Origin of the sequence: uncultured Shewanella sp., from assembly GCF_947497935.1 — a bacterium.
Lineage (GTDB): Bacteria > Pseudomonadota > Gammaproteobacteria > Enterobacterales > Shewanellaceae > Shewanella.
The window spans coordinates 64273-90094 of record NZ_CANMIO010000001.1 but is presented as its reverse complement, the minus strand read 5'-3'; the positions used below and the strand labels follow the sequence as shown (position 1 = coordinate 90094).

Genomic DNA, 25822 nt, shown 5'->3' with positions numbered 1-25822 from the left:
TACTAATCAGACATAAAAAAACCAGCCAAGTGGCTGGTTTTTAAACTCTAACAGGTATTACCTATTATTCCCGCGATTAGTTTGCCTGTGGGCGCATCGCTGGGAATAAGATCACGTCACGAATGGTGTGCGTGTTAGTGAATAGCATCACTAAACGGTCGATACCGATACCTTGACCCGCTGTTGGCGGTAAGCCGTGCTCTAGTGCTGTGATGTAGTCAGCGTCGTAGAACATCGCTTCGTCATCACCCGCATCTTTAGCATCAACCTGAGCCTTGAAACGGCTATCTTGATCTTCAGCATCGTTAAGCTCAGAGAAACCGTTAGCCACTTCACGGCCGCCGATAAAGAACTCGAAACGGTCAGTAATGAAATGGTTATCGTCGTTACGGCGTGCTAGTGGAGAGATATCCGCTGGGTAGCCAGTAATGAAAGTAGGTTGCATCAATTGAGTTTCAGCAGTTTCACCGAAGATCTCTTCTAGTAACTGACCACAAGTCCAGAACTTCTCAACAGTCATGCCTAGGCTCTTAGCCAAGTCACGCATAAATTCAACGTCTTTAACTTCTTCGTAAGTCATAGACTGGATTGTTGCGTTGTCTGGGTTGTACTTCTTGATAGCATCCAACATGCTTAAACGTGCATATGGGCCACCAAAGTCAACTGTATGCTCACCGTATGGAAGCTGTGGAGAACCACATAACTCAGTTGCGATAGAGCTTAGCATCTCTTCAGTTAGATCCATTAGATCGTTGAAGTCAGCGTACGCCATATAGAATTCCATCATGGTGAATTCTGGGTTATGACGTGGAGACAGACCTTCGTTACGGAAGTTACGGTTGATTTCGAATACGCGCTCAAAACCACCAACCACTAGACGCTTAAGGTATAGCTCAGGTGCAATACGTAGGTACATAGCGATATCAAGCGCATTGTGGTGCGTCTCGAATGGACGTGCTGAAGCACCACCTGGGATGCTGTGCATCATAGGGGTTTCAACTTCCATGAACTCTTTCTTCACCATGAAGTTACGAATAGCCGAAACCACTTTAGAACGCATGATAAAGGCTGCACGAGAATCTTCGTTAACAATTAAGTCAACGTAACGCTGACGGTAACGAGTTTCTTGGTCAGTTAGGCCGTGGAACTTTTCAGGAAGTGGACGCAGTGCCTTAGTTAGCAACTGGTACTCTTCCATGTTCACATATAAGTCGCCTTTACCTGAAAGGTGTAGCTGACCTGTGACACCGATGATGTCACCGATATCTAGACCTTGGAATTTCTCTTTAAGATCTTTTTGAACGTCTTTACCAGCGTAAGCCTGGATACGACCGCTCACATCTTGGATAACCAAAAATGGACCACGCTTAGCCATAACACGGCCAGCGATTGAACGCTCAATGCCCATGCCTTCAAGCTCTTCTTTGGTGTTGTTACCAAATTCAGCTTGAATGTCTGCCGCTTTGTGTTTTCGATCGAAGTTGTTCGGGTGACCGTTTGCAGGGCAGTTCGTACGGATGTGCTCTAGTTTTGCACGACGTTCTGCAATTAACTTGTTCTCGTCTTGGGTTTGTTCAGTCATCTTCTTCTCTCGTTAAAGGCCAGATTTCAGGCTAGCTTCAATAAACTTGTCCAGATCGCCATCTAAAACGCTCTGGGTATTTCGGTTTTCAACGCCGGTACGTAGATCTTTAATACGTGCATCATCGAGCACGTATGAACGGATCTGGCTGCCCCAGCCAATATCTGACTTGGCATCTTCGGCGGCTTGCTTGTCGGCATTCTGCTTAAGCATCTCTAGCTCATACAGCTTTGCTTTTAACTGTTTCATGGCCGCATCACGGTTCTTATGCTGTGAACGGTCATTCTGACATTGTACTACTGTGTTGGTCGGTAAATGCGTAATACGAATTGCCGACTCGGTTTTGTTCACGTGCTGACCACCAGCACCCGAGGCGCGGTAGGTATCAATTCTTAAGTCCGACGGATTGATATCAATCTCAATCGAATCATCAATTTCTGGGTAAACGAATACCGAACAGAAAGAGGTGTGACGCTTGCCTGACGAGTCAAATGGCGACTTACGCACTAAACGGTGTACACCGGTTTCGGTACGCAGTGAACCAAAGGCATATTCACCGGTAAACTTCACTGTTGCGCCTTTAATACCGGCAACATCACCCGCAGTGACTTCAATCAGTTCTGGCTTATAGTCGTGGGCTTCACCCCAACGCAAGAACATACGCAGCACCATGTTGGCCCAATCCTGCGCTTCTGTTCCGCCCGATCCTGATTGAATATCTAAATAACAATCTGAAGCATCATGTGGTTTAGAGAACATACGACGGAACTCAAGTTCCTCAAGGCGTTTCTCTAAGCCCTGTAATTCCGCAGCGGCGTCGTTAAAGGTTTCTTCATCATCTTCTTCAACGGCTAGCTCTAGTAACCCTTCAATATCTTCTAGGCCACTGTCCATATCGTCGATAGTCTTCACTACCGCTTCAAGTGCTGCACGCTCCTTGCCTAAGGCTTGGGCGTTTTCTGGATCATTCCAAACTTCAGAGCTTTCAAGCTCTCGGCTGACTTCTTCTAGACGCTCACTCTTAGCATCGTAGTCAAAGATACCCCCGAAGAAGGTCGGTACGGTCAGCGAGCTCCTTGATTTTGAATTTAACTGGATTTACTTCAAACATGATTTAATCAACTTCTAATTGCTAAGCGTTAATGGCCAAAAGCATTAACAGCTACGTTACTACGGATGGAAACCCGCTATTTTAACCCATGCTTTGCTTGAAACCTAGCGGCAAAAGCTCACAAAGTAGCAATTTTATTCATCAATCACAGCTCAAGGACTAAAAACCATAATTCCGCCGCCAAACAGGGCCACTCACTGCGACCATAGCTCCAGAAGAAACCTTGAAGATTTATGCTTCATCTGGCTGTCTATACTCAGCACTTCTATACTCAATATTACCCAGACGATGACTCAAACCACTTTGATGGTTAACGCTATTTATGACCACAGATAGCCAAACGACTAACCAATGCCGTTACCATGAAAATAATCAACATACCTGCCGAGAGGTCGCAGGAGACTCAGGCCTGTGCTATTGGCATGATCCTAAAATCATCAAGAACAAGCCCGATGATATTCATAAACTTGAAGAATTTGCTCGTAAAGGCGGGCAGTTAAGAGGTATCAGCCTTAACCACGCCAAACTCGCTAATATCGATCTGGTACGCCACCAGCAAAAAGTCGGCTTCGATTTGAGTAACGCCGAGCTTTATCGCGCCGACTTAAGCGGCGCTCACCTGTTTAATATCAAGCTTGAAAACGCCAGCCTAATGAAGGCCGATCTACGAGACGCGACTGTACACTGCGCAAATTTGGAGGCTTGCAACCTGCTAGGGGTTAAGTGGCTCGGTGCCAAAATTGAAAATATGCACACGGGAAATACCCTACGCCAAGAGCGACTCGCCCGAGCAGCCCAAAAATCGGGGGATACAGAAAGGGCCATGGACTATTTAGAGCAGGCCGAAGAGATCTATCGCGACTTACGAAAAGCCGCCGATAGAGAGGGGTTATTTGCCATGTCCGGCCAATATATTCGCAAAGAACTCACCATGCGCCGCTACCAGATGCCAAAATATTGTCTTAAACGCATTATCTCTAAGACGATCGATCTCTTTTGTGGCTACGGCGAAGCGCCTCTAAGAGTCGTTGGTTTCTCACTTATCCTCATTCTCATCAGTGCCGTGCTCTACTTCTTTACCGGGCTACAATACGAGGATCAGTTACAGGTCTTTAGCCTAAATAATGATTTCAGCACTAACTTCGTGCTATTTCTGAACTGCATTTACTATTCGGTCGTCACCTTCACCACCCTAGGTTATGGCGACTTTACCCCCATAGGCTTCTCACGAGCGATAGCCGCTTTCGAGGCCTTTACTGGCAGCTTTACTATCGCGCTGTTCGTGGTGGTATTTGTCAAGAAGATGACTCGGTAAACCTCTGATAATCAATTTAAAAATTAGCCCTAACACCTCTCTCCATCCGCTCAACGATCTTGATCACACATTAGACCAGCCACAATAATTATCGCGCACACTTCAGGTATCACCTGTGAGCAAATCAGCAATTTTAGTTAAAACTTAACCTGCATTGTCAGCGTAAAAAAAGGCCGCAGGTATACTCAGAAAAATAAGATTTCGCCTAGTCCGTCTCAGTGAGTGCAGGGCTTACGTCAAGGTCTCCGACCCCAGCGCTAAGTGCCAGCAGTGACCCAATAAATAAAGGCCCATGCGATGAAACAAATAATAATTGATGGCAAGTCATTAGTTGCCAATCAACAAGACACCCTACTCGATGTCGCGCTAAGCGCAGATATTACCATTCCGAATCTATGTAAAAGCAGCGCTAGCGCCTTAGTTAACGACAGCAAGCAGCACTGTAACCTTTGCCATGTTGAGCTAGTTGGCCATGATAACAGCATCACCAATGTGCGCGCCTGTGAGACGCGAGTGGCCGACATCAGTGAGCAAAATATTACAGTCATTACCCAGTCTGCCGCACTCAGCAAGCAGCGCAAGGCCGCTCTCCAAGTGATATTGTCAAATCACTTTGCCGACTGTGAAGCGCCATGCCAAACAGCCTGCCCGGCTGGCGTCGATGTGCAGTCTTACCTGTACCATATTGCTCAAGGTGACCACAGCGAAGCGGTTAAAGTCATTAAGCAGACCTTACCTTTGCCACTGTCTATTGGCCGTGTCTGCCCCGCTTTTTGTGAAACTGAGTGCCGCCGTGGCCTAGTCGATGAGCCTGTGGCGATTCGCCAATTAAAGCGCCACGCAGCCGATCTCGACTTAGAGGGTGAAAACCCGTATGTGCCGCCAAAGGCCCCGGCAACCAACAAGAAGGTCGCCATCATAGGCAGTGGTCCTGCAGGTATTTCTGCGGGTTATTACCTGTCTAACAATGGCCATGACGTAACGATTTTCGAGTCTATGCCACAAGCAGGCGGCTGGTTACGCTACGGTATTCCAGAGTACCGACTACCTAAGTCCATTCTCGATAAAGAGATTGCGCTTTTGTGTAAAAACGGTCTGAATATTCAAACCGACACGCGCCTTGGCCGCGATATCCACCTTAACGGCTTAATTGAAGGTTTTGATGCGGTCTGTTTAGCCATTGGCGCGCAAAAAGCCGTGCCAATGAACTATCCTGGTATTGATCTCGATGGTTGTTATTTAGGCGTTGATTACCTAAAAGATTACTGCACAGACAAGCAATACGTCACAGGCAAAAAGGTTGCCGTTATTGGTGGTGGTAACACCGCAATCGACTGCGCGCGCACCGCAAAACGTGATGGCGCGGATGTGACATTGGTTTATCGTCGTACTCGCGACGAAATGCCAGCAGAAGACTATGAGATCCATGAGGCCGAGCAAGAAGGGATTAAGTTCCACTTCTTGACCAACCCGATTGAGAATCACAGCGATGACAACGGCCGAGTGGCCAGCGTCACTTTTGAAGTGATGGCCCTTGGTGAGCCTGATAGCTCTGGGCGTCGCAGCCCGAGACCGACTGGTGAAACCTTTGTCGAAGCGTTCGATACCGTGATCCCTGCGGTTTCACAAACCCCAGATATGGACTTTCTTGAGCATCCTCAGAGCCAGTTAGCCACAGGTGAAGTAGCGCTGACGCGCTGGAACACCTTCGAAGGCTGTGAGCACACCATGTCGGCCGGTCAATCGGCGGGGCTCGATAAGCTATTTGTGATTGGTGACTCTCGTACAGGGCCTGCTACCGCGGTAGCCGCCGTAGCCGATGGCCGCAAGGCTGCCGATGCTATCGAGAAGCTACTGTCTCAAGGCCTCACATGCGAGCTAGTCAAACAGCCATTTAATTCGACTAAAGCGGCCAAAACCAGCAGCCTTAAGTCATTCAAAGCTGATGCGTTATATCCATCGAACCCGGCGCAAGCTCGTAGCCTAATGCCAGAGCTTGATAAGCTGCAACGAGCACTAAATTTTAGTGAGGTCGAGCTAGGCTTTGAAGCTGATGAAGCCATGAAAGAAGCCGCGCGCTGCCTAGAGTGCGCCTGTCAGGCCAACACAGATTGTAAGCTGCGCGACTACGCTACCGAATACAAGGTTAAGGCTTCAGAACTAGATACCAGCACGGCGCAGCACTTTAGCATCGATAGCAGTGCGCCATTTATCACTTTCGATGCCAACCGTTGTATCAGCTGTGGCTCATGTGTAGAGATCTGTCACAGTGCCAGTGGTCATAACGCCATCTCGTTTGCCAAAGATCATTACCAAGCCATTCCAACTTCATGTGCCAGCTTATCTGACAGTGATGAGCGCAGAGCACCGCGTGTCGGCTTTAGCGCCTCGATGAACGACAGTGACTGCGTACAGTGTGGTAACTGCGTGCAAGTGTGCCCAACGGGTGCATTAGTCGATGCCCGCAATAAGACTCAAGGTTTAACCACGGCGCAAAAGGCACCGCTTAAGACGGTATCCACCATCTGTACTTACTGCGGTATCGGTTGCCGAGTGAACATGCATGTCGACGAGCAGAAGAACCAGATTTTGCAGATCAGTGGCGATACGTCATCACCGGTAAACGAAGGTATGTTGTGCGTAAAAGGTCGATTCGGTTTCGACTTTGTCGGCAGTGATAAGCGCCTAACCACGCCACTTATTCGTAAAAATGGTGAGTTAGTCCCAGCAAGTTGGGATGAAGCAATTTCCGTAGTTGCTCAACGTTTTGCCCAGATAAAACAAGTCTATGGCGACAAAGCGATTGCCGGCCTTTCTTCAGCAAAAGCCACTAACGAAGATAACTACGTTTTCCAGAAATTCTTCCGCAGCGTGCTTGGCAACAACAACGTTGACCACTGTGCCCGCCTTTGCCACGCATCGACGGTAACCGCCCTACGCGAAAGCCTTGGCAGTGGCGCGATGACTAACGATATTCCGAGTATCAAAGATAGCGATCTTATCTTTATCCTTGGTTCAGATACCGAAAGCGCTCACCCCATTATCGCTTCAAAAATCAAGCAAGCACTGAAAGAGCATGGCGCACGATTAATTGTTGCCGATCCAAAGCGTGTCTCTATTGCCGATAAAGCCCAGCTTTATGTGGCCCAAAGACCGGGTTCTGATGTGATGCTGCTTAACGCGATTATGCAACAGATCATCAAGAACGATTGGCATGACTTAGATTACATTCAGTCACGAGTTGAAGGCTTTAGTCAGCTTTATGATGAAGTGATGAGCCCTGATTACAGTGCAAAGAACGCCGAACTCATCACAGGTGTTAGCGCTAAAGATATTATCGAAATGGCGCGCCTTATCGGTACCGCAAAGAAAACGGCCATCTACTATGCGATGGGGATCACCCAGCATACTTCAGGCCACGATAACGTCACCGCGATATCGAACCTGCAGCTACTGTGCGGCAATATTGGCCTTAAAGGCGCGGGGATTAACCCACTTCGCGGCCAGAGTAACGTACAAGGCGCCTGTGATATGGGCGCGCTGCCGAACTACTTCAGTGGTTATCAGAAGCTTGATGACCCGCTAGTGCAGATGCGATTCCGTGAAGCTTGGGGTAAGGACGATCTCTGTGCCGATATTGGCTTATCAGCCACCGAGATGATGCATGCCCTCACCCACGGCGAGCTAAAGGGCCTATATGTGATGGGTGAAAACCCAGTGCTAAGCGATCCGGATCAAAAGCACGTACTGCAAGGCTTAGCTGCCGCAGAGTTTGTTGTGGTGCAGGATATCTTCCTAACCGAAACTGCCGAGCTTGCCGATGTAGTCCTGCCTGCAGCCGCCTTTGCCGAGAAGCTAGGCCACTTTACCAATACTGAGCGCCGCGTTCAGCAGCTGCTACCCGCAGTAACACCGCCGGGCTTAGCCAAGAATGATTGGGAGATCATCGGGCTTATCGCCAGCAAGATGGGCGAAGACTGGGGTTACCAGAGCGAGAAGCAGATCTGGCATGAGATCACCGAAGTCACACCACAGTATCGTGGTATTACTTGGAAAGTGATCGATAGCCTAACTGAAAATGGCCGTCTAGGGCTGCAATGGCCCTGTCCTGCAGAGGGGCATCCGGGTACGCCAATTTTGCACACCTCTCAGTTTACACACGGCAAAGGTAAGATGCGTGCAGTGCATTACCGCCTGCCCGCTGAAATGCCATGTGACGAGTATCCGCTGATCTTATCGACTGGTCGCTTATTGGAGCAGTTCCACACTGGTACCATGACCCGTAAAACCGAAGGCCTTAACCAGCTAGGTAGTGCCAAGGTGATGATCTCGGTATTTGATGCCGAGAAATTATCGGTGAATAATGGCGACATGCTAAAGCTGAGCACTCGCCGTGGTGAAATTGAGATCCAGGCCTTTGTCACGAAACGTGCTCAAGCGGGTGTGCTGTTCCTACCATTCCACTTTGCTGAATCGGCTGCAAATAAACTCACCAATAATGCGCTCGATCCAGTAGCGAAAATCCCAGAGTTTAAGGTTTGTGCCGTTAAAGCGGAAAAAGTGGCTGAACAAGAAGTCGCTTTCATCTAACTCGACGCGACTGATTCAAACAAGCCTTATTCGAGTAAGGCTGACAAAAAAGGCGGTAAGAGCATGCTCTTACCGCCTTTTTATTGGATATTAAGCCTAGGTTACAACTAACCCACAAACGCCCCAATCAGCGCGCCAGTAACACCAAAGCCTGCCACTAAGATAAAGATATTTGGCTTAAAGACTTTAAATAAGCCAAAGCCTAAGACCACCAGAGCCATATCCAGCGGCGATAACACAGCGCTAGTAAAGATGGGGTTGTACAGCGCAGCCAGCAAGAACCCCACCACACAAGCATTCACACCCGCGATTGCGCCAGTTACCTGTGGCCTAGCGCTAATGGCATGCCAGCTTTTGAGCGCCACCAGCATCAATAAAAATCCCGGTAAGAAGATAGCGAGGGTAGCGACTAGGGCGCCAACGAGCGGTTGTTGCATCCAGATCTCAGCGCCCAAAAATGCCGCTAAGGCAAACATAGGCCCGGGCACAGCCTGAGCTAAGGCATAACCCGTTAAGAACTGATCGTTACTCACGGCGTCACCGACACTCGACTGCAGCAGTGGCAACACCACATGTCCGCCACCAAACACCATGCTGCCCACTTGATAAAACTGGCTAAACAACTCAGTTAAACTCGCAATGCCAGATGACTTCGACAAGCCAATCATCACGAGAGAAGCAATCAATAATCCACTGAAGATGCTCAACCAGAAGAAGTTAAGCTTAACGCTCTGCTGGGCAACAGCAGAAGTCTGTACTGTCTCCTCTGACAGCCCTGACAGATAGTTGCGCCCCACTATTGCTGCCGCGATCAACAAACCAAACTGCATTAACATCGAAGGCTGTAGCAAGATAACCACACAGCTCATCACCATCAGCAACTTAGCTTGCTTACGCTGGCAGAACTGCTTGAACATGATCCAAATCGCATCCGCTACCACCACTACGGCGAGCAGTTTTAGGCCATGAATAATACCTTGAGTAAATGAATAATCGAGCCACTGGCTACTGGTTACAGCCAGTAAAAATAACAAGATAAACGAGGGAAGCGTAAAACCTAGAAAGGCTGCAATGCCGCCTAAGAGTCCACCACGGTGATAACCAATAGCAAAGCCCACCTGACTTGAGCCCGGCCCTGGCATAAACTGGCTTAAAGCAACTAAACTGCCGTAATGTTTATCATCAAGCCAATTAAGTTCTTGTACAAAGGTTTGCCTAAAGTAACCGATATGCGCCGCTGGCCCACCAAATGACACTAAGCCTAACGAAAAGAAACGAAGAAAAATTTGAAACATAATTATCCATATTTAAGCGCCCGAAACAGCGCTGATTTGTTCAGTAGTTGCCGCACAATATGACATTAATGTTACAGTTTAATGAAACCCAAATCACAGTAACAAAATGCAACATTTAAAGGCTGCTTAACAAGGAGCTCGTTATCGCAATTGACTCCTATGTAAACTATCAATCGAGCCGCAACGTATCAAAATCTGCTAAGCTCTGGCGCTTACCTATCGTTGCTTCTAACCAGTCGAGGACTTCAGTTGCCGTGGTTCTGTATGTCGTCAGCTTACCGCCATAGAGGCTGAGTAGATTGGGATGACTTGGTTGGATTTTCTGTATCGTGTCTCTTGGGCGATCGAATGCCTTACCCGCCTGTTTGGGTAATACTCGCACTCCGCAAAAGCTTTCAAGCACCCGCCCCTTTAACGCGTCTACATCGCCAAAACAGGAAAAGTAATGACTATAGATCCCCAGTAGGTAATTCACCTCTTCTGGGGTCACCCTTGGCTGGCTACCCAGCGACGCCAAAACCGTTTCAGTGGTGCCGATAAGAGTGAGTCCCTTCCAGGGCATCACGAAGATGACACGCTTGTCGAAACAAGACTCTAGATAGAGAATACCGTCATTGGCAGGGATATCGAGCAGTAAGTGGCTGCCCTGCACCCATTCTATTGGCATAGAGGTTATCGGCGGCGAAACGGTTTCAAGCACTTGATTAACCCATGGACCAGCTGCATTCACCACGGCAAGCGCCTCGACCTCGTGCTCCATGGCGGAATATTGATATCGCACTAAACAGTGCCGTTGTAGATGTTCAATATGGGTACATTGAGCATACTCGAGTACATCAGCCCCAAGAGAGCGCGCATTCTTTATCACGGCCTGGGTCAGCAACTTATCATCGGTTTGCGCATCCCAATATTGATATACAGCCTTGAGGCCTTTGAGTTTGAGTCCATTAATTTTCGACCAACGCACAGAGGGAACAGATTTGAATTGCCCAAGTGCATCGAAATCACTCAACAGGGCATATAAGCTAAGCCCAGCTCTTATTGCCCAAGGACTACGACGGCTATTTTCATATACAGGAATATAGAATGGGATAGGACTAACTAAGCTAGGAGCAAGCTTAAGCAGGGCCTTGCGTTCAGCCAGAGACTTTCTCACTAACGGCAGTTGGCCAGACTCTAAATAACGCAGCCCACCATGAATGAGCTTGCTGGAATTGGCGGAAGTCTGGGCTGCAATCGTCTCCTTCTCAAGCAGTAGCACACTGAAGCCTGCGGCCGCCGCGCACTGGGCAATACCAGCACCATTGATGCCCCCGCCTATGACTAGAAGATCGACTGTCGCCATTGCAACTCCTTAAGTAGGTATCTTGCTTTGCTCTCACAACAATAAACTATCTGTATGCTCAAGCGAGTTCTAGATAAGCCTATTCGGTAATCAATACGCATGACTCCAACATACTTGTGTTAATGAAAAAAATCGATGCTTTAATTGCCCCTTTCTATCGATGGAACCTAGCAAGCATTTTTAGTAATCACTTCTATTAAGGATTCTGAGTAATCATTCCAGTCAAAGGCAACTATCAAGCGGGCTAAATCACCATTGCTATATGTAGTCCCTAACATTGCTTCCTACCCAAAATAATCAAGGGCAATTTCATCGGTGAATTAACGCCAAAAAAGCACTTATTTCATCATTAGAATTATTAATCTAAAGATGATTGCATTTCAGTTAGTAATGGCATAAATTCTCCTCGAATTTAAAAGTACCAACAGTTTTAATGGTGTGATTTTTTTCAAAAGATTTTTATGTTATCAAGGATGTTCAAGATGAAATCTATAGTCGCGGTTTGTTTACTATTCGCAGGAAGCGCGGTTGCACAATGTGATAATAAGACTCACATTGTTGATGTTCCCTACGCTAAAAATAGCTCCTATTTTGCAGGCCAGTACGCCTCTTTGCTCGATAAGCTTGCTCTAGATACTCAGGCAGGTACAGGCTATTTATTATTGGAATTTAGCGTTAGTCAGAATCAATCGACTGAAGAGAAGCGAAAATACAATAAGTGGCTGGCAGAACGTCGCATCGAAAGAGTCAAAAACCAGCTTAACAAAGCGAACTTTTCTGTACCAGTTATCACTCGAATATTAACCGCAAGTAATGATATAACTCGAAGCGTATCCGTTGCTTGGTGCCCTGATGAGACTGACGACCAAATTATTCAGATCGCAGGCAAGGCCGAGTAAACCACCATCTCAATGGCTATATGCGCTAAAAGCGATCCCTGTGATGCAAACCAGGCAAGGCGATAACATATTCACTACAAAATGAGCGACCTAATGCTGAGTGCTTTTTTATAACGGCACTCAGCCAGAAAGAATAAGCCACTATTATTAAACAAAATCCCCCTACACGCTTGCAATCATTCCCCTATAAACGCTTACATCAATGAAAGCTTAATCAAGCTGTTGCAATTATTGCAGAAAGTTTAATTATTCGGCAGAAAATTGGCCCTAGTTCCCAAAAGTCATTGATTCGAGATTCCCGCTGCAAAAACGACACATTAATTTAGCATTTACGAATCATTAATATAGAGTATTAGTAACGAAAAACGCTTAACTCATGGCCAATCAGTCTGTCGGAGTTCCTATGCATAAGTCTATTATTCTCTTTATTGCCCTTTTACTATCGAGTCTCTCTCTCCCCAGTTTTGCCACTACGGAATCGACAACCACAAACAATATCTGGCACTACACCAATGCTCAGGGAGAGCTTAAGGTCAAACTCTATTTCTTCTGGTCTAAGACCTGCCCCCACTGCGCCGAGGCTCACCCCTTTATCGACAGCTTGCCCGAGCGTTATCCTTGGTTAGAAGTTGAAGATCATATGATCACAGCGCCAGACACCATGGAAGTATGGCAAGAGGTCGCCAAACAGACAGGCACAGAGGCGCGCTCGGTTCCCTATTTTGCCAGCGGTGAAAAAGCGGTGGTCGGTTATACCAGCCAGGCTGTTACCGGTGAGTTTTTAGTGCAGCGTGTAAAGTCATACTATGTTTCACTGGGTGGAAAACTCGCTCCAGAAGCAGAGGGTAAGTACACAGCTGCACCAGCAGCTGGCGGGTTATTTGCTACATGTAATGAAAGCGATGGCAAAGACGGTGCTGAAGGAACATGCGATCTTGGCCTTGGTAGCACCAGCGAAATCGCCAGCTCAGATGTTCAACCTGTTGAGCTACCACTGGTAGGCGTGGTCCACCCCGAGCAGATGTCACTCCCCTTACTTACAGTGGTGCTAGCGGGAGTCGACGCCTTTAACCCTTGTGCCTTCTTCGTATTGCTATTTTTGCTTTCAATTATGGTTAACGCCAAGAGCCGTACCCGTATGCTGATTGTCGGCGGGATCTTCGTATTCTTCTCAGGCTTTATCTACTTCATCTTTATGAGCGCTTGGCTCAATATCTTCCAACTTCTCGGTGCAGGCAGTGATGGTGGCTGGATTATTCTCGGCGCAGGCATGTTAGCGCTGGTAGCTGGCGCGGTGAACATAAAAGACTACTTCTTTACCAAGGGTGAAGTCACCCTATCTATGTCGGCAGAAAATCGAACCGGCCTAATTAAACGCATGGGCAAATTAACCAGCGCCAGCAGCATGACCGCCATGATTGCCGGTACTGTGGTGTTATCTATCTTAGCCAATGCCTATGAGCTGCTCTGCACCGCAGGCTTTCCGATGATCTACACCAGCGTGCTATCGATGCATGACTTAGATACGTTTGAGCGTTATATGTATCTGGTGATGTACAACGTGGTTTATGTTATCCCGCTGGCATGTATTGTTATCGCCTTCAGTGTATCGCTGGGTAAGCGCAAGCTCACAGAGAAAGAGGGCCAGACTCTTAAGCTAATGTCGGGCATTATGATGATAGGCCTAGGTGGCATGTTAGCAATCGACCCTACGGCGTTGCAGAATGTGGCCTTAGCGATTGGCCTTATCTTAAGCTCTATCGTGTTGACCTTTATCATTACCCTTATTCGCAAGGGTATTGAGAAGGCTCAAGCTGCAAAGTCATAGTTTGCTCAGCGAAGGCCTTAGCTTGTGGTTAAGCTGAGGCCTTGGTTTTCTTAAACAAGGACCTAGATCCTAGGACGCTACGCTGCGAGGACGGGCTACGCCCTGCTAGGAAACTGCTAGCAAAATCAAAAGCAAAACAGCACCTTTGCTGCTGTATGGCTTAATGTCGGTCGGCATTTATGCCGTCTACACTGGCACATAAAATCGTAAGCTTGATGGGCTAAAGCCCAACCTACAGAAAAGAAGATGCTTTCCCGTCTCAGCTTTTTCCTAGGACCTTTCTTTGCATTTCCTAGGCCCTCTAACCTGCTTTTCCTTTCCGTAAGTGACGCAGTCACCTTCCCTAGGCCGCTTGCCGTCCGGCTCTTATCGTCTTTGCTTGAACCGTCTCAGCCGTTTGTTTTTCCTAGCACCTTCTTTTCCGTCTTTGTTCTTCCTCGAACCTAGGACCTTGTTTTAAAAGATACACTCTGTAACACGACACCCCTCAAGCGATGATGTGCCGCGCCGATAACTGAGTAACATTAATGAGTAATCAACTTATCGAGGCCGCTATGGCTATTTCACTGTCTGCCCCCAATATTGAACCGAACATGAGTCATGGTAGCGTTGGCGTAAAAGTCGCTCAAATGGCTAAAGATCAACAAGAAGTTCAAGGGGAGATTGCATTAAGCTTGATCAATGCGGCTGCCCCTGAAGTGGCGAAGGCGCCTGTGGGTAATATTGGCCACAATATTAACACTACGGCCTAACTGACGGTTTACAGACTAAGTTCCTCTCAGAGAGCTCCCTACTCTGAGAGCGCTTTTACAGTGAAGGCGTGACTATAAAATTTTTAATCTGAAAGGTAGCGATCTCTCCCCGTAGATTTGGCTTGGTATAACAAGTGATCTGCGACCTCTAGTAGCTGATTCTGCTCCAGCCCCTTGTGCCACTGTGCTATGCCTTGCGAAACCGTTATGTAGTTTGAAACTGATGAGCTTGGATGTGCAAGTTCTGCATCGGCTATTGCCTGCTTAATCTTTTGTGCAACCTTAATGGCGCCCTTTAAGTCCGTATCAGGAAGTGCTACCACAAACTCTTCTCCGCCGTAACGGGCAACCAGATCTCTAGGCCGCTCTACAACGCTATTTAACACGCTAGCGACCTTTTTTAAGTATTTATCGCCAATTTGATGGCCTAGGCTATCGTTTAAAGGTTTAAAAAAATCCACATCGACCATGATCATTGATAGTGGCTGCTCACCTCTAAGTGACGCTTTTATCTCTTGAGATAATACCTCGTCAAAGTGGCGACGATTACTGATATTAGTTAAGCCATCAATCATAGCTAGGCGCTTAAACTGCTGTAACAATTTCTTTTTTTCAATGTTACGACTCACCGCTTTGAAAAACCAACCCGAGATAATTTTTTGGCCCGATAATATGATGCCAAAAAAACATATAAATTTAGTCAGCGGGTAAACCAGTACCTGAGAATACTGTATAGAGTGATAGGCAGCGCTAAAGGCTAAAAAAGGAAATATGGCTAATACCATCACATTTCGATTAGAAAACAGTGCCAGTGCAAACACTAACACCAGTATATCGGCTAAAGACTCAATGCCCGGCATGTTCTGGGCAGATAGCAGAGCTAAACCATAAAGCACATAACCCCAACCGCTAACCAGCAAGGTTAAATAGAGGTATGTTTGCCTTACTCCCACGTTTTCAAATCCAGCGAGCTTTATCGTCATAAAGCCCAGTAAAAGCACGATAAATAGCGGGATAAACTTAAATTGCAACGAATAAAGTTCAAGATAAGAAGCATCAAAAAAATAGCTATTTAACAACACAACAGATAGCAGTACGCAACTGACATAGGTTGCCCATAAAGTGCCGCGCTTTAAAATAGTGAAGGTTTCTTTCTTTAACTTGGTTTCGTACTTATATGACTTCAAAAGGATCTCTTCACTTATCATTATTATTCTGTAACTCGTCCAATAAAAAAGCCAGCATCTGCTGGCTTCATATTAACGAGTAATCGCTTTAAGCTGCAACATTATCACTGTTAGAGTCCTCAACTTTCTTATGTGTAGAGCCCTCAACTTTATTTGTATGAGACTCATCCACATTGTGACGGATAAGGTAATCGAATGCGCCGAGTGACGCAGTAGCACCGCTCCCCATGGCAATAATGATCTGCTTGTAGGCTGAGTTGGTCACATCACCTGCGGCAAAAATACCGGGAACCGAAGTCTCGCCTTTACCGTCGACAATAATCTCGCCGCGCGCCGTCATATCTATAGTGTCTTTTAGCCACTCTGAGTTTGGCATTAAACCTATCTGTACAAAGATACCTGCTAACTCTACATGATGACTCTCGCCCGTTGCTCTATCGGTATAGTTAAGGCCATTAACACGCTTACCATCGCCAGTCACTTCGGTTGTCATCGCCTGAGTAATGATATCGATATTGCCCATCGACTTTGCTTTACGCTGCAACACTTCATCTGCACGCAACGTCGTATCAAACTCAAGTACAGTAACATGCTCGACAATATTGGCTAAGTCGATTGCCGCTTCGATGCCAGAGTTACCACCGCCGATAACGGCAACACGCTTGCCTTTAAATAGCGGGCCATCACAGTGTGGGCAGTATGCTACGCCACTGCCGCGATACTCTTGCTCACCTGGGACGTTCATTTCACGCCAGCGCGCCCCCGTTGCAAGCAATACCGTTTTACTACGAAGCACCGCGCCACTTTCCAATTCCAGCTCAAATAACTCGCCAGATTTAAGGCTTAAGGCACGCTGATTGTTCATGATATCGACATCATATTCATGTACGTGGGCTTCAAGATTCGCCACCAGCTTAGGACCTTCGGTCGCCTTAACTGAGATAAAGTTCTCGATGCCAACGGTTTCGGCAACTTGACCACCAAACTTATCGGCCACAATGCCCGTGCGCAGGCCTTTACGTGCCGCGTAAATTGCTGCCGATGCGCCCGCAGGACCACCACCAACCACTAACACTTCGAATGGCTCTTTCTCATTGAGCTGCTCGGCCTTTCGACCAGCGGCAGTTACATCAAGCTTATTTAAGATCTCAACCGTGCTGATGGCGCCCATAGAGAACTGCTCACCATTTAAGTACACAGATGGCACCGCCATGATATTGCGCTCGTTAACCTCGTCTTGGAACAAGGATCCGTCAATCATCACGTTAGTGATATTGGGGTTAATCGCCGCCATCATGTTCAGCGCCTGAACCACTTCAGGGCAAGTCTGACAACTTAAAGAAACGTAGGTCTCGAAGCGATATTCACCCGGTAGCTGACGAATTTGCTCAATCACATCGGCTTCAAGCTTAATTGGATGGCCACCACTGTGCAAAAGCGCCAGTACTAGTGAGGTAAACTCATGGCCCATTGGCAGACCCGCAAAGGTAATTTGCGAAGCTAAAGCTGGGTTAATCACCGACATCGACGGGGTGCGATCACCTAATTGCTCTTTCACCGAAATAAGTGAAGACAAGCTATCGATATCCGCCGCGAGTGATTTAAGCTCTTGGGCTTTTTTACTGTCATCAACAGACACAAGCAGCTCAACTGGATGCTTGAGGTTCTGCAAATAAGTGTTCAGTTGATTCTTTACGTTTGCATCTAACATGATGACTCCTAAATATCTTAAAGCTAATCTGAGATCCGCGTTTTGCAGGCAGCAATAACCCTCGGCGCATGCCTAGCACTCGCGATAAAAATAAAAAATGATAGAGAAAATAAAAAGTGTGTACGGTCTGGCGATTGTTCTTTTAAATATCAGTTCAGTAAGAGATTGTTCAGCCTAGATTACAGGGGGACACTAGGCTGAACCGTGGAGATGAGTTCTCTTGATGACTTGTGTTAGCGAGAGATGGGGCTCGCTAACACGCTATCATCTTTTAACTAATTCAATCTTACCGATTAAATCTTACCAACTAGGTCAATTGAAGGAGCTAGTGTCTCTTCACCTGGCTGCCATGCTGCTGGGCAAACTTCACCATCGTGAGTCGCTACATACTGAGCCGCTTGGATTTTACGTACTAGCTCTGCTGCGCTACGACCGATACCTAGGTCATGTACTTCAGCAACTTTAATTTCGCCTTCAGGGTTGATAACGAATGTGCCGCGTAGTGCTAGACCGTCTTCCTCAATCATCACACCGAAGTTACGTGTGATAGTACCAGTTGGGTCGCCAATCATTGGGTACTGGATTTTACCGATTGTGTCAGAGCTTGAGTGCCATGCCTTATGAGTAAAGTGAGTGTCAGTCGATACTGAGTAAACTTCAACACCCATAGACTGTAGCTTCTCGTAATGGTCAGCCATGTCGCCTAGTTCTGTTGGGCATACGAATGTGAAGTCAGCTGGGTAGAAGAAAACAACAGACCACTTGCCTAGAAGATCTTGCTCAGTCACTGGGTGGAAATCACCTTTGTGAAAAGCAGTTGCAGAGAATGGCTTGATTGTAGAGTTGATGATTGACTGATGCATGTAATGCTCCGTTTTAAAATTAAAGTTGAAAATACTATTTCTTTAAATTCAACAAACTGAATGAGTGATGATGAGTCTCTTAAAGCCAGTTCGTTTTCGATGGAAGAATAGTAACGGAGGTCGGAAATTTATGATAACGGGTAAAAGCTATCATTCTAATCTAATTTTCCGAATAGGATTAACAAGTCAGCGATATTAAGCAGTTAGGTATGACTATGAAGAAGGAAGTTGAGGAAAAATTGCGCTTTTAGGCACGCATTAAGGAAAAATCGATTAAGTGTTTTAGGTTAAGCCCGCTAACACTTACACGAGTTAGCGGGATAAAGTGACTAAAACCAATATCTACAGAGCATTATTCAGCTTTTTGCTTTGAATTCAGCCTTGGATATAGATTTGGCTTATTGCCAAACGTCGAATCGTGTCAGGGATCTGCCGAGCTGAAAGTCCAGTTGTTGCGATAACGCCTGCGCCTTGGTTTTTAGACCGCTAGCACTTATCTCTCGCTTAGCCTTACCCGCAAATACCACCCAGTTACCACTACCCGTTAGGCAGGCGCGCACCTCGACGAAATGCATATTGAGGTAAGCAAGCAGTTCACGGTTCTGGCTGTGCTCTTTCCAACAGTTCAATACTAGATAACCGTCGGCCTTAATCAAGGCGGCACATTGCGCAATAAAGGACTCAGACACCTGAGCTGCATCGACACCCTCTGCGCTATAAATATCGGCAAAGATCACATCGACCCGCTTATGATCGCCAGATCCAAGAAATAGCTTGGCATCTTGATTGATCACTTTAAGCTTTTTACTGAGCGGCAGTTGGAAGTAACGTTTAGCCAGCTCAATCACATCTGCACGTAACTCAACAGCGGTGAGCTTAATCCCTGCATCGAAGTGGCGCAGTGCATGGATAAGTCCACCACCACCAAGACCGAGTACGATAGCGCTCTTAGGTTGGCTATATAGCAACACCAGTAGCATGGCTTGCACATAGGTGTGCTGTGGGATGTGGGGCGTAGCCTTGAGTAACTTACTCTGCTCATCATTTTCGCCAAAAGCGAGGATCCTTGTTTCCTTATCTTCGAGGACGATAAGTGGACCATATTCATCTTGGGTTTGGTGTAAAACTTGAAAATCTGACATGAGCGCTCCGACAATTGGGGCGCTATTATACCCAAACAACGTGAAAAAACCCGCTTCAATAAAATGCTGCGGTTAAAGACACTCGCATGGATGGCTACCTGTTCGACACAACAATTTACACACAGCTACCGACAAAAAGCAGCAGCAAACCAGATATAAACACAAGCACCACACCAAGCAAACAATCACCACCAAAGCCGCCACAAACAAAACAAGTTTCCAACCCAGAGTTGCGACCTGGATCTCATTTCCTTTTTTGTCGATACATACAATCTGCGCAATTCTAAAATCACTTGAAAATATCCATGAAAAAGACAATTTCTGCAGTCGCGCTAACTGCAATCCTAAGCACTCAACTTACCGGCTGTATGGGACAAATGGGCCTAAGTGCCATGGTAACTAAAGCTAACCTAAGTGCAGTAGACAATCGTTACGGTCGTGCTGGCCTATTCATTCTTATGAGCCCTATCTATGGTTTCGCGGCAACAGGCGATCTATTTATCCTTAACAGCATCGAGTTCTGGACGGGTACTAACCCAATAACGGGCCGTTCACCTGCTGTTGTTGATATGCCAGTTGAAGCGATTTTCAAAGTAAACCAACATATTGATGGCGACCTAACCACAGCTCCGCTAAAAAACGTTAAGTTAACGAGTGCTTCAATGGTTGCGACTGACGAAAATACCTTGGCAATGACATTAGTTTATGAAGATGGCAGCCAGCAGGTTATGTCTGGTGTTAAGCAAGACGAGCATGTTGATTTCTATCTAGATAACACTTTCATCGCTCGCGTAAGCACAGATGAGCTTGCGGCTTACCAGCAAGGTTAATACCTATCGGTATCATTAATAATGCTTACTCCGTGATTTAAAAAGGGCCAGTAATACTGGCCCTTTTTTATTTGCTTTAATGGAAGCGATGCGCATTTTTAATATGACTTTTCAACACTATGCCAGAACATTTGCTTTGAGCATTCGTTTTAAATATTGGTTTTCAATATGAGTTTTCTGCGCTACTTAAGCGTTCGTTGAAAAAATGCTACCGCCTGCAGATACATCTGCAATGCCAGCGCGGGATCATACCTATCCCCTTCATCACGCATAAAGGCATGCTGGGCATTCACTTCCAGCCAGTTAAATTTAACCTCGGTAGCTTCAAGCTTGTTGTACACCAGCTTTCGCCCTTCACTGGATACGTGAGGGTCTTGCTTACCAAACACCATCACCAGTTCCGCCGCGATATCGCCGGTTCGGCTTAAGGAGTCATTGCCCTTATCACAAGGCAAGGTGTTGGAATGGATATCGGTTGGGTATAAACAGAAGGCACCTTGAATATCAGGGTTAAGCGCCGCACGGTAGGCTAAGTGCCCGCCAATACACACCCCCATGCTACCAATATTACTGCTACAAAAACTTAAGCTGCGAGCAAAGTCCACCAGCGCCTCGGTGTCGCTGTCATGATCTTCAAGCCGCTTAGCAAATTTGTCGGCATTACCTTTATCTTTACCTATATCGTCGTACGCAAGTACGGTACCGATAGGGTTTAGCTCATGAAATGCCTCAGGCACCAACACCACAAAACCATGACCGGCGAGGATCGCTGCGGCGCGGGCTATCGGCGCAGTTTGCTGGAAGATCTCTGAATAAAAAATAATGGTGGCGAATTGCCCTTCACAATCTGGGCGATATAGGTAGGTCCGCATGGTACCTGTCGCGGTCGAAATATCATGAACTTCGTGAGTAATGATCATCGGCTCTCTTTCCTTAGACGCTGGTAATTAAACTGTCACTCGCCACATCTGCGGCGAGTAAACGATGAGGATATTTTAATACAGCAGATTGGGGCAATGTTCTCCCGCTAGTAGCTGAGTGACGTTGGTCAGTGTCGTATGTGCAATGGCGCTCAAGGCTTCCTCGGTTAAGAATGCCTGATGGCCAGTAAAAATCACGTTATGGCATGCCGATAGGCGTCTAAAGACGTCATCTTGAATGATCTCACTCGACTTATCTTCGAAGAAAAGCTCTTTCTCATTCTCGTAGACATCTAAACCTAATGAGCCAAGCTGACCAGATTTTAGCGCTTCCATTGCATCGAGGGCGTTTAGCAGACCACCACGGCTAGTGTTAATCACCATGACGCCGGGTTTCATTTGGCTAAAACTGTTCTCACTGAGCAGATGGTGATTATCTTGAGTTAATGGGCAATGCAGGCTAATCACGTCGCAGATGGGGTAAAGCTGCTCGAGAGACAAGTACTCGATACCTAAATCGATAACCGCTTGGTTCGGGTAGGGGTCATGAGCCACGACTTTACAACCAAAACCTTGAAGCACCTTGATAGTTGCTAGACCAATCTTACCCGTACCTATGACACCTACGGTGCGGCCATGCATGTTAAAGCCGACTAAGCCCTCCAATGAGAAATTCGCATCTCGGGTGCGCTGGTATGCTTTATGAATTTTACGGTTTAGGGTCAGCATGAGTGCCACTGTGTGCTCTGCTACAGATTCAGGAGAATAGGCTGGCACATTCACCACCTTCATCCCTAAACGCTCGGCAGCTTTTAGGTCGACATTGTTAAAGCCTGCACAGCGCATGGCAATAATCTTGGTGCCACCTTGTGCTAACTCCACTAACACCTCTTCACACAGTGAGTCATTGACGAAGGCACACACGATCTCAAAGCCCTCGGCTAACTTAACCGTTTGCATGCAAAGGCGATAATCGAAGTACTCAATGTTGGCACTGAAAGCGGCATTAGTGCGATCAAAATACTGGGTGTCGTAATGTTTAGCGCTAAAGAAGCCTATTTTCATTGTAGAAACCTTATCTAAATGAGGAGGGAAACTTCAACAGTGTATACCAATCGCTATTAGAAAGTAGTCACCTTAGGGTTATTTTTTGCCTCTAAATATATAGATGTTAAATGCAAAAAAGACAGCAAAGAACGATGGATTTGAGTGGGGACTGCAAATGACAGGCAAAGAAAAAGCGAGCTCCTGACAGCTCGCTTTCCAGCTTATTCTGAGGGCTTTGCTAAGGAGTTAAGGATAAATTATCTCCGCCGTTCAGATCGAAGCCATTATTGACTGAGCATGAAAATATCAATAATAGCAAGGAGTAAGCATATAGGCGCTAGCTTAACACTATCTACAAAGAGGTATCGATATCTGCCTCACAAATTTGCTGCATCGCCCGTATTATCTCCGTCAAAATAATCAAAACTGTCCATAAAGCTGAGCTTGTGATCTCTCAGCGCTTTTCAAATGGTCATTTCCTGATAAGATTTACGCCAACCTAGCAGCTCAAGACTCCTTAAATATGGCCAGAAAAGAACTCACCGAAAAACAATTTATGGTCCAACGGCTTTCTAAGACAGCCCTACGCGCTTTGCATATTTTGGGGATCACAGGAGCTGGCGGTGGCATTTTACTGCACGTTCCTCAAGAGCAATGGCTAGTCTACTGGATCATGGCCATGGCTACAGGCGCAGCCATGATGGCTTGGGAAATTGTGCGTGACTGGCGCTGGCTTATCCAACTAAAGGGCGTATTAACCTTGGTAAAGCTCGGCTTACTCGGTTTATTTATCCCCTTTGCCACATACAAGCCAGAGCTGCTGATCGCTATCGTGTTATTATCAGTAGTCGTATCTCATGGCCCAGCTGGGCTTAGACACTTTTCAATAGTACATGGACGCAGAATTGGTGGAAGAAAAGAAGTTAAAGGCTAATGCCGCAGCGCTTATTACTCAGTATTCAGCACTCACTCAATACCTAACACCCGGTTGTAAGGTACTCGATCTAGCCTGTGGTAGCGGTCGCAATGGCCAATGGTTCAGCGACAGAGGCTGCCATGTAAGCTACCTCGACCGTAATCTAGCTGGCTTAGATGTCACCGCAGACGATAGCAATATCGAGTTACTTGAGTGGGATCTCGAAGATGGCAGCGCGCCGAACCTCCCCGCCGAGCACTACGATATTGTACTGGTTTTTAATTATCTGCACCGCCCTCTCTTCCAGCAAATCATGAATTGTATCAAGCCTGAAGGGCTGATTATTTATGAAACCTTTACCGAACAGCAAGCGCAAATAGGTCGACCGAAAAATCCCAACTTCTTACTCAAAGCGGATGAATTACGAGCAATATTTGCCAATTGGCACACTCTCCAGTACGCTGAAGATCTATTCGGAGAACTACCCAAGGCGAGCTATAAGGCACAGCTTATTGCTCAAAAGCCTTAGGAGTAATATCCATCGAGATAAAATGGCAAGCAATGGAGGCCTGCATGTTCCCATACCCTGAACAGTATCGCATTGCGATGCCACCGATGATCACTGGGTTTATGGTTGTTTGGGCACTGCTCAGCCGCTTAGTGTTTGGTGATGCCAGCGTATTAAGCCTATACCCGTTATTAGCCCTTTTCCCCATCATTATCTTGTTACATCTCTACCTGATCTGGGATGCCAGAAGCATGGGCCGCCTAGACCAATCCTTTTATGCCTTGATCCACTGTGCACTGGCATTTGTGGTTTGGACCTTTGCCATCATGCATGTTAACGGAGAAGGCTTCTCATAGTCTTTTCTTAATGATACAGACGAGTTGTTACGGATTATCTCGAATCTGCTTGCATGAAGAACGGCCTAAGAGGTATCTTTGCCGCGCATTTTTAATAAGGTTCAATCATGACAGATTTCGTCTACTCTCCTCCCACATCGCCTTGGCTTGAAGTCTTACATCAAGACAGAGACATTATGGTCGTTAATAAGCCGTCGGGTCTGTTATCTGTTCCCGGGCGAGATCCAGCCCATGCTGACAGTACTTACACCCGAGTATTGGCCGAATTTCCAAATGCAAAAATCGTCCACCGCCTAGATATGGCGACCTCTGGCGTCATAGTGGTAGCCTTGCTGCGCAGCGCCGAGTCGGAGCTCAAGCGTCAATTCAGAGAAAGAGAAACCGAAAAGACCTATTATGCGAGGGTTGCGGGTCATGTCAAAGAGACACACGGCACAGTTAACTTACCGCTTATTTGTGACTGGCCAAACCGTCCAAAACAGAAAGTGGACCATAAGATAGGCAAGCCTTCACAGACTCATTATGAAGTGATCAGCTATGGCAAACGCTCAACCTTAGTTAAGCTCACCCCGATCACAGGTCGTTCTCATCAGCTACGTGTCCATATGATGGCGCTGGGACACCCAATTTTAGGTGATAACTTCTACGCCGACCCGTTAGCCAAACGACTCGCACCGCGTCTATTGTTACACGCGCAATCGCTAACCATTACTCATCCTTACACTAAAGAGAAAATGACCTTTAGTTGTGATGCGCCCTTTATGGACGCAGAGGGCGAGCAATAGCCTCTGCGGTTAAAAAGTGGCCTCACAGCTGCGAACGCCTAAATCGCGACGTACCAAACTACTCGATTTAATCTTATCAAATGGCCAAGTTCCTACATAGAGAGAATGAGGCCATTGATAACTTAGCTTCGACTTTACTCTTTTCACTTCCCTCTTTTCCTATTCACAGCCATCACTTGCTATTCATCCTAACCTCAATATGTTCATCAACAATGAGCTAAAGCTAGAAGAGCAATGGTTATATTTAGCACGGTCACTTTATATAAGGTGAGCCAGTCACTCACTTCTCTGATAAATCAGTAGAATATCCATCAAAAAATACGTAAATTGGTTAGCTAACTAATAAGCAATTGACCTATTTATTATGGAAGTCCCATTTCAAAGAGACTCGCTCGACAATCAAATCCTGTCAGCATTAATGAAAGAAGCCAGAACGCCCTTCGCCGAGTTAGCTAAACGCTTCGGGGTCAGTGCCGGCACCATACATGTTCGCGTTGAGAAAATGAAACAGGCGGGGATCATCACTGGCGCACAGATCACTGTGAACCCTAAGGCCTTAGGTTACGATGTATGCTGTTTTATCGGTATTAACTTAAAGAGTGCCGGAGACTACCCTGCCGCCATCTCTAAACTCAATGCTCTAGAAGAGGTCGTTGAGGCTTACTACACCACTGGTAACTACAGTATGTTTGTAAAGGTTATGTGCCAATCTATCGATGGACTACAGCATGTATTGATTAATCGTATCCAATCTATCGATGAGATCCAATCGACCGAAACACTCATTATTTTACAAAATCCCATCGTACGGGAGGTTAAGCCTTAATAATTTTTTAATAA

At 46.6% G+C, this 25822-nt stretch carries 21 protein-coding genes; 11 read left to right on the top strand and 10 right to left on the bottom strand.

Annotation, left to right across the window (positions count from 1 at the left end; all coding sequences use genetic code 11):
- Window positions 1-76: 76 nt before the first annotated feature.
- Both lysS and prfB read right to left on the bottom strand, forming a co-directional pair.
- The gene (lysS, locus tag Q1A86_RS00350) at window positions 77-1582 is read right to left on the bottom strand and encodes a lysine--tRNA ligase (protein ID WP_299801653.1); all 1506 of its coding nucleotides are present in this window, start codon (window positions 1580-1582) and stop codon (window positions 77-79) included.
- A 12-nt stretch (window positions 1583-1594) separates the two neighbouring features.
- Window positions 1595-2693, bottom strand: a protein-coding gene (gene prfB, locus Q1A86_RS00345) for a peptide chain release factor 2 (RefSeq protein ID WP_299801651.1) whose coding sequence is annotated in 2 segments (ribosomal slippage) — window positions 1595-2617 and window positions 2619-2693 — 1098 coding nt in all. Because the reading frame shifts where the segments join, the coding sequence is not laid out codon by codon here.
- Between the two features lie 322 nt (window positions 2694-3015).
- On the opposite strand from prfB, the gene Q1A86_RS00340 reads away from it, so the two are divergent.
- A complete protein-coding gene (locus Q1A86_RS00340) occupies window positions 3016-4008 on the top strand; it encodes an ion channel (protein WP_299801649.1) in 993 nt (330 codons plus the stop codon).
- Between the two features lie 297 nt (window positions 4009-4305).
- Complete coding sequence (fdhF, locus tag Q1A86_RS00335; RefSeq protein WP_299801647.1) at window positions 4306-8598, top strand: formate dehydrogenase subunit alpha; 4293 nt, start codon at window positions 4306-4308, stop codon at window positions 8596-8598.
- Between the two features lie 107 nt (window positions 8599-8705).
- Here fdhF and chrA read toward each other — a convergent pair whose 3' ends face one another.
- Both chrA and Q1A86_RS00325 read right to left on the bottom strand, forming a co-directional pair.
- Window positions 8706-9893 carry a chromate efflux transporter gene (gene chrA / locus Q1A86_RS00330; protein WP_299801645.1) on the bottom strand — a complete coding sequence of 396 codons (1188 nt, stop codon included), beginning with the start codon at window positions 9891-9893 and terminating at the stop codon, window positions 8706-8708.
- A 169-nt stretch (window positions 9894-10062) separates the two neighbouring features.
- Window positions 10063-11238 carry a glycerol-3-phosphate dehydrogenase/oxidase gene (locus tag Q1A86_RS00325; protein WP_299801643.1) on the bottom strand — a complete coding sequence of 392 codons (1176 nt, stop codon included), beginning with the start codon at window positions 11236-11238 and terminating at the stop codon, window positions 10063-10065.
- A 482-nt stretch (window positions 11239-11720) separates the two neighbouring features.
- Here Q1A86_RS00325 and Q1A86_RS00320 point away from each other — a divergent pair, with 482 nt between their 5' ends.
- The 3 genes from Q1A86_RS00320 (at window position 11721) to Q1A86_RS00310 (ending at window position 14717) form a co-directional block, all read left to right on the top strand.
- Window positions 11721-12137: a hypothetical protein gene (locus tag Q1A86_RS00320; protein WP_299801641.1), complete on the top strand. Its 417-nt coding sequence runs from the start codon at window positions 11721-11723 to the stop codon at window positions 12135-12137.
- A 403-nt stretch (window positions 12138-12540) separates the two neighbouring features.
- Window positions 12541-13965, top strand: a complete 1425-nt coding sequence (locus Q1A86_RS00315) for a cytochrome C biosynthesis protein (protein WP_299801639.1) — start codon at window positions 12541-12543, stop codon at window positions 13963-13965.
- Window positions 13966-14519: 554 nt separating this feature from the next.
- Window positions 14520-14717 (top strand): cytoplasmic protein, encoded by a 198-nt coding sequence (locus tag Q1A86_RS00310; protein WP_299802238.1) that lies wholly within the window; start codon window positions 14520-14522, stop codon window positions 14715-14717.
- Between the two features lie 83 nt (window positions 14718-14800).
- On the opposite strand, the gene Q1A86_RS00305 is transcribed toward Q1A86_RS00310, so the two are convergent.
- The 4 genes from Q1A86_RS00305 to Q1A86_RS00290 all read right to left on the bottom strand — a co-directional run bounded on the left by Q1A86_RS00305 (window position 14801) and on the right by Q1A86_RS00290 (window position 19620).
- A complete protein-coding gene (locus tag Q1A86_RS00305) occupies window positions 14801-15904 on the bottom strand; it encodes a membrane-associated sensor domain-containing protein (RefSeq protein WP_299801638.1) in 1104 nt (367 codons plus the stop codon).
- Between the two features lie 88 nt (window positions 15905-15992).
- Window positions 15993-17615 carry an alkyl hydroperoxide reductase subunit F gene (ahpF, locus tag Q1A86_RS00300; protein WP_299801636.1) on the bottom strand — a complete coding sequence of 541 codons (1623 nt, stop codon included), beginning with the start codon at window positions 17613-17615 and terminating at the stop codon, window positions 15993-15995.
- A 293-nt stretch (window positions 17616-17908) separates the two neighbouring features.
- A complete protein-coding gene (gene ahpC / locus Q1A86_RS00295; RefSeq protein ID WP_299801634.1) occupies window positions 17909-18478 on the bottom strand; it encodes an alkyl hydroperoxide reductase subunit C in 570 nt (189 codons plus the stop codon).
- A gap of 398 nt (window positions 18479-18876) precedes the next feature.
- On the bottom strand, window positions 18877-19620 hold the full coding sequence (locus Q1A86_RS00290; protein WP_299801632.1) for a spermidine synthase: 744 nt from the start codon (window positions 19618-19620) through the stop codon (window positions 18877-18879).
- Between the two features lie 305 nt (window positions 19621-19925).
- On the opposite strand from Q1A86_RS00290, the gene Q1A86_RS00285 reads away from it, so the two are divergent.
- Entirely contained in the window at window positions 19926-20450 is a 525-nt protein-coding gene (locus tag Q1A86_RS00285) for a DUF3332 domain-containing protein (protein WP_299801630.1), read from the top strand.
- A 182-nt stretch (window positions 20451-20632) separates the two neighbouring features.
- On the opposite strand, the gene Q1A86_RS00280 is transcribed toward Q1A86_RS00285, so the two are convergent.
- The gene (locus Q1A86_RS00280; protein WP_299801629.1) at window positions 20633-21370 is read right to left on the bottom strand and encodes a dienelactone hydrolase family protein; all 738 of its coding nucleotides are present in this window, start codon (window positions 21368-21370) and stop codon (window positions 20633-20635) included.
- A 75-nt stretch (window positions 21371-21445) separates the two neighbouring features.
- Entirely contained in the window at window positions 21446-22435 is a 990-nt protein-coding gene (locus Q1A86_RS00275) for a 2-hydroxyacid dehydrogenase (protein ID WP_299801627.1), read from the bottom strand.
- Window positions 22436-22940: 505 nt separating this feature from the next.
- Between Q1A86_RS00275 and Q1A86_RS00270 the strand changes: the two genes are divergently transcribed.
- The 5 genes from Q1A86_RS00270 to asnC all read left to right on the top strand — a co-directional run bounded on the left by Q1A86_RS00270 (window position 22941) and on the right by asnC (window position 25808).
- On the top strand, window positions 22941-23351 hold the full coding sequence (locus Q1A86_RS00270) for a hypothetical protein (RefSeq protein ID WP_220759109.1): 411 nt from the start codon (window positions 22941-22943) through the stop codon (window positions 23349-23351).
- Window positions 23323-23862 (top strand): methyltransferase domain-containing protein, encoded by a 540-nt coding sequence (locus Q1A86_RS00265; RefSeq protein ID WP_299801621.1) that lies wholly within the window; start codon window positions 23323-23325, stop codon window positions 23860-23862. Before Q1A86_RS00270 ends, Q1A86_RS00265 begins: the two co-directional genes overlap by 29 nt.
- Before the next feature lie 44 nt (window positions 23863-23906).
- Complete coding sequence (locus Q1A86_RS00260) at window positions 23907-24197, top strand: hypothetical protein (protein WP_220759107.1); 291 nt, start codon at window positions 23907-23909, stop codon at window positions 24195-24197.
- A 107-nt stretch (window positions 24198-24304) separates the two neighbouring features.
- On the top strand, window positions 24305-24982 hold the full coding sequence (rluA, locus tag Q1A86_RS00255) for a bifunctional tRNA pseudouridine(32) synthase/23S rRNA pseudouridine(746) synthase RluA (protein ID WP_299801616.1): 678 nt from the start codon (window positions 24305-24307) through the stop codon (window positions 24980-24982).
- Between the two features lie 364 nt (window positions 24983-25346).
- Window positions 25347-25808 carry a transcriptional regulator AsnC gene (gene asnC / locus Q1A86_RS00250; protein WP_299801614.1) on the top strand — a complete coding sequence of 154 codons (462 nt, stop codon included), beginning with the start codon at window positions 25347-25349 and terminating at the stop codon, window positions 25806-25808.
- Window positions 25809-25822: the final 14 nt, after the last annotated feature.

What these genes read in the sequence shown, in the direction of transcription:
- Q1A86_RS00275 (WP_299801627.1), bottom strand. Translation starts at nt 22,435, where the DNA reads ATGAAAATAGGCTTCTTTAGCGCTAAACATTACGACACCCAGTATTTT.
- rluA (WP_299801616.1), top strand. Translation starts at nt 24,305, where the DNA reads ATGACAGATTTCGTCTACTCTCCTCCCACATCGCCTTGGCTTGAAGTC.
- chrA (WP_299801645.1), bottom strand. Translation starts at nt 9,893, where the DNA reads ATGTTTCAAATTTTTCTTCGTTTCTTTTCGTTAGGCTTAGTGTCATTT.
- Q1A86_RS00315 (WP_299801639.1), top strand. Translation starts at nt 12,541, where the DNA reads ATGCATAAGTCTATTATTCTCTTTATTGCCCTTTTACTATCGAGTCTC.
- ahpF (WP_299801636.1), bottom strand. Translation starts at nt 17,615, where the DNA reads ATGTTAGATGCAAACGTAAAGAATCAACTGAACACTTATTTGCAGAAC.
- Q1A86_RS00290 (WP_299801632.1), bottom strand. Translation starts at nt 19,620, where the DNA reads ATGTCAGATTTTCAAGTTTTACACCAAACCCAAGATGAATATGGTCCA.
- lysS (WP_299801653.1), bottom strand. Translation starts at nt 1,582, where the DNA reads ATGACTGAACAAACCCAAGACGAGAACAAGTTAATTGCAGAACGTCGT.
- fdhF (WP_299801647.1), top strand. Translation starts at nt 4,306, where the DNA reads ATGAAACAAATAATAATTGATGGCAAGTCATTAGTTGCCAATCAACAA.
- Q1A86_RS00280 (WP_299801629.1), bottom strand. Translation starts at nt 21,370, where the DNA reads ATGATCATTACTCACGAAGTTCATGATATTTCGACCGCGACAGGTACC.
- asnC (WP_299801614.1), top strand. Translation starts at nt 25,347, where the DNA reads ATGGAAGTCCCATTTCAAAGAGACTCGCTCGACAATCAAATCCTGTCA.
- Q1A86_RS00270 (WP_220759109.1), top strand. Translation starts at nt 22,941, where the DNA reads ATGGCCAGAAAAGAACTCACCGAAAAACAATTTATGGTCCAACGGCTT.
- Q1A86_RS00285 (WP_299801630.1), top strand. Translation starts at nt 19,926, where the DNA reads ATGAAAAAGACAATTTCTGCAGTCGCGCTAACTGCAATCCTAAGCACT.
- Q1A86_RS00260 (WP_220759107.1), top strand. Translation starts at nt 23,907, where the DNA reads ATGTTCCCATACCCTGAACAGTATCGCATTGCGATGCCACCGATGATC.
- Q1A86_RS00325 (WP_299801643.1), bottom strand. Translation starts at nt 11,238, where the DNA reads ATGGCGACAGTCGATCTTCTAGTCATAGGCGGGGGCATCAATGGTGCT.
- Q1A86_RS00310 (WP_299802238.1), top strand. Translation starts at nt 14,520, where the DNA reads ATGGCTATTTCACTGTCTGCCCCCAATATTGAACCGAACATGAGTCAT.
- ahpC (WP_299801634.1), bottom strand. Translation starts at nt 18,478, where the DNA reads ATGCATCAGTCAATCATCAACTCTACAATCAAGCCATTCTCTGCAACT.
- Q1A86_RS00320 (WP_299801641.1), top strand. Translation starts at nt 11,721, where the DNA reads ATGAAATCTATAGTCGCGGTTTGTTTACTATTCGCAGGAAGCGCGGTT.
- Q1A86_RS00340 (WP_299801649.1), top strand. Translation starts at nt 3,016, where the DNA reads ATGACCACAGATAGCCAAACGACTAACCAATGCCGTTACCATGAAAAT.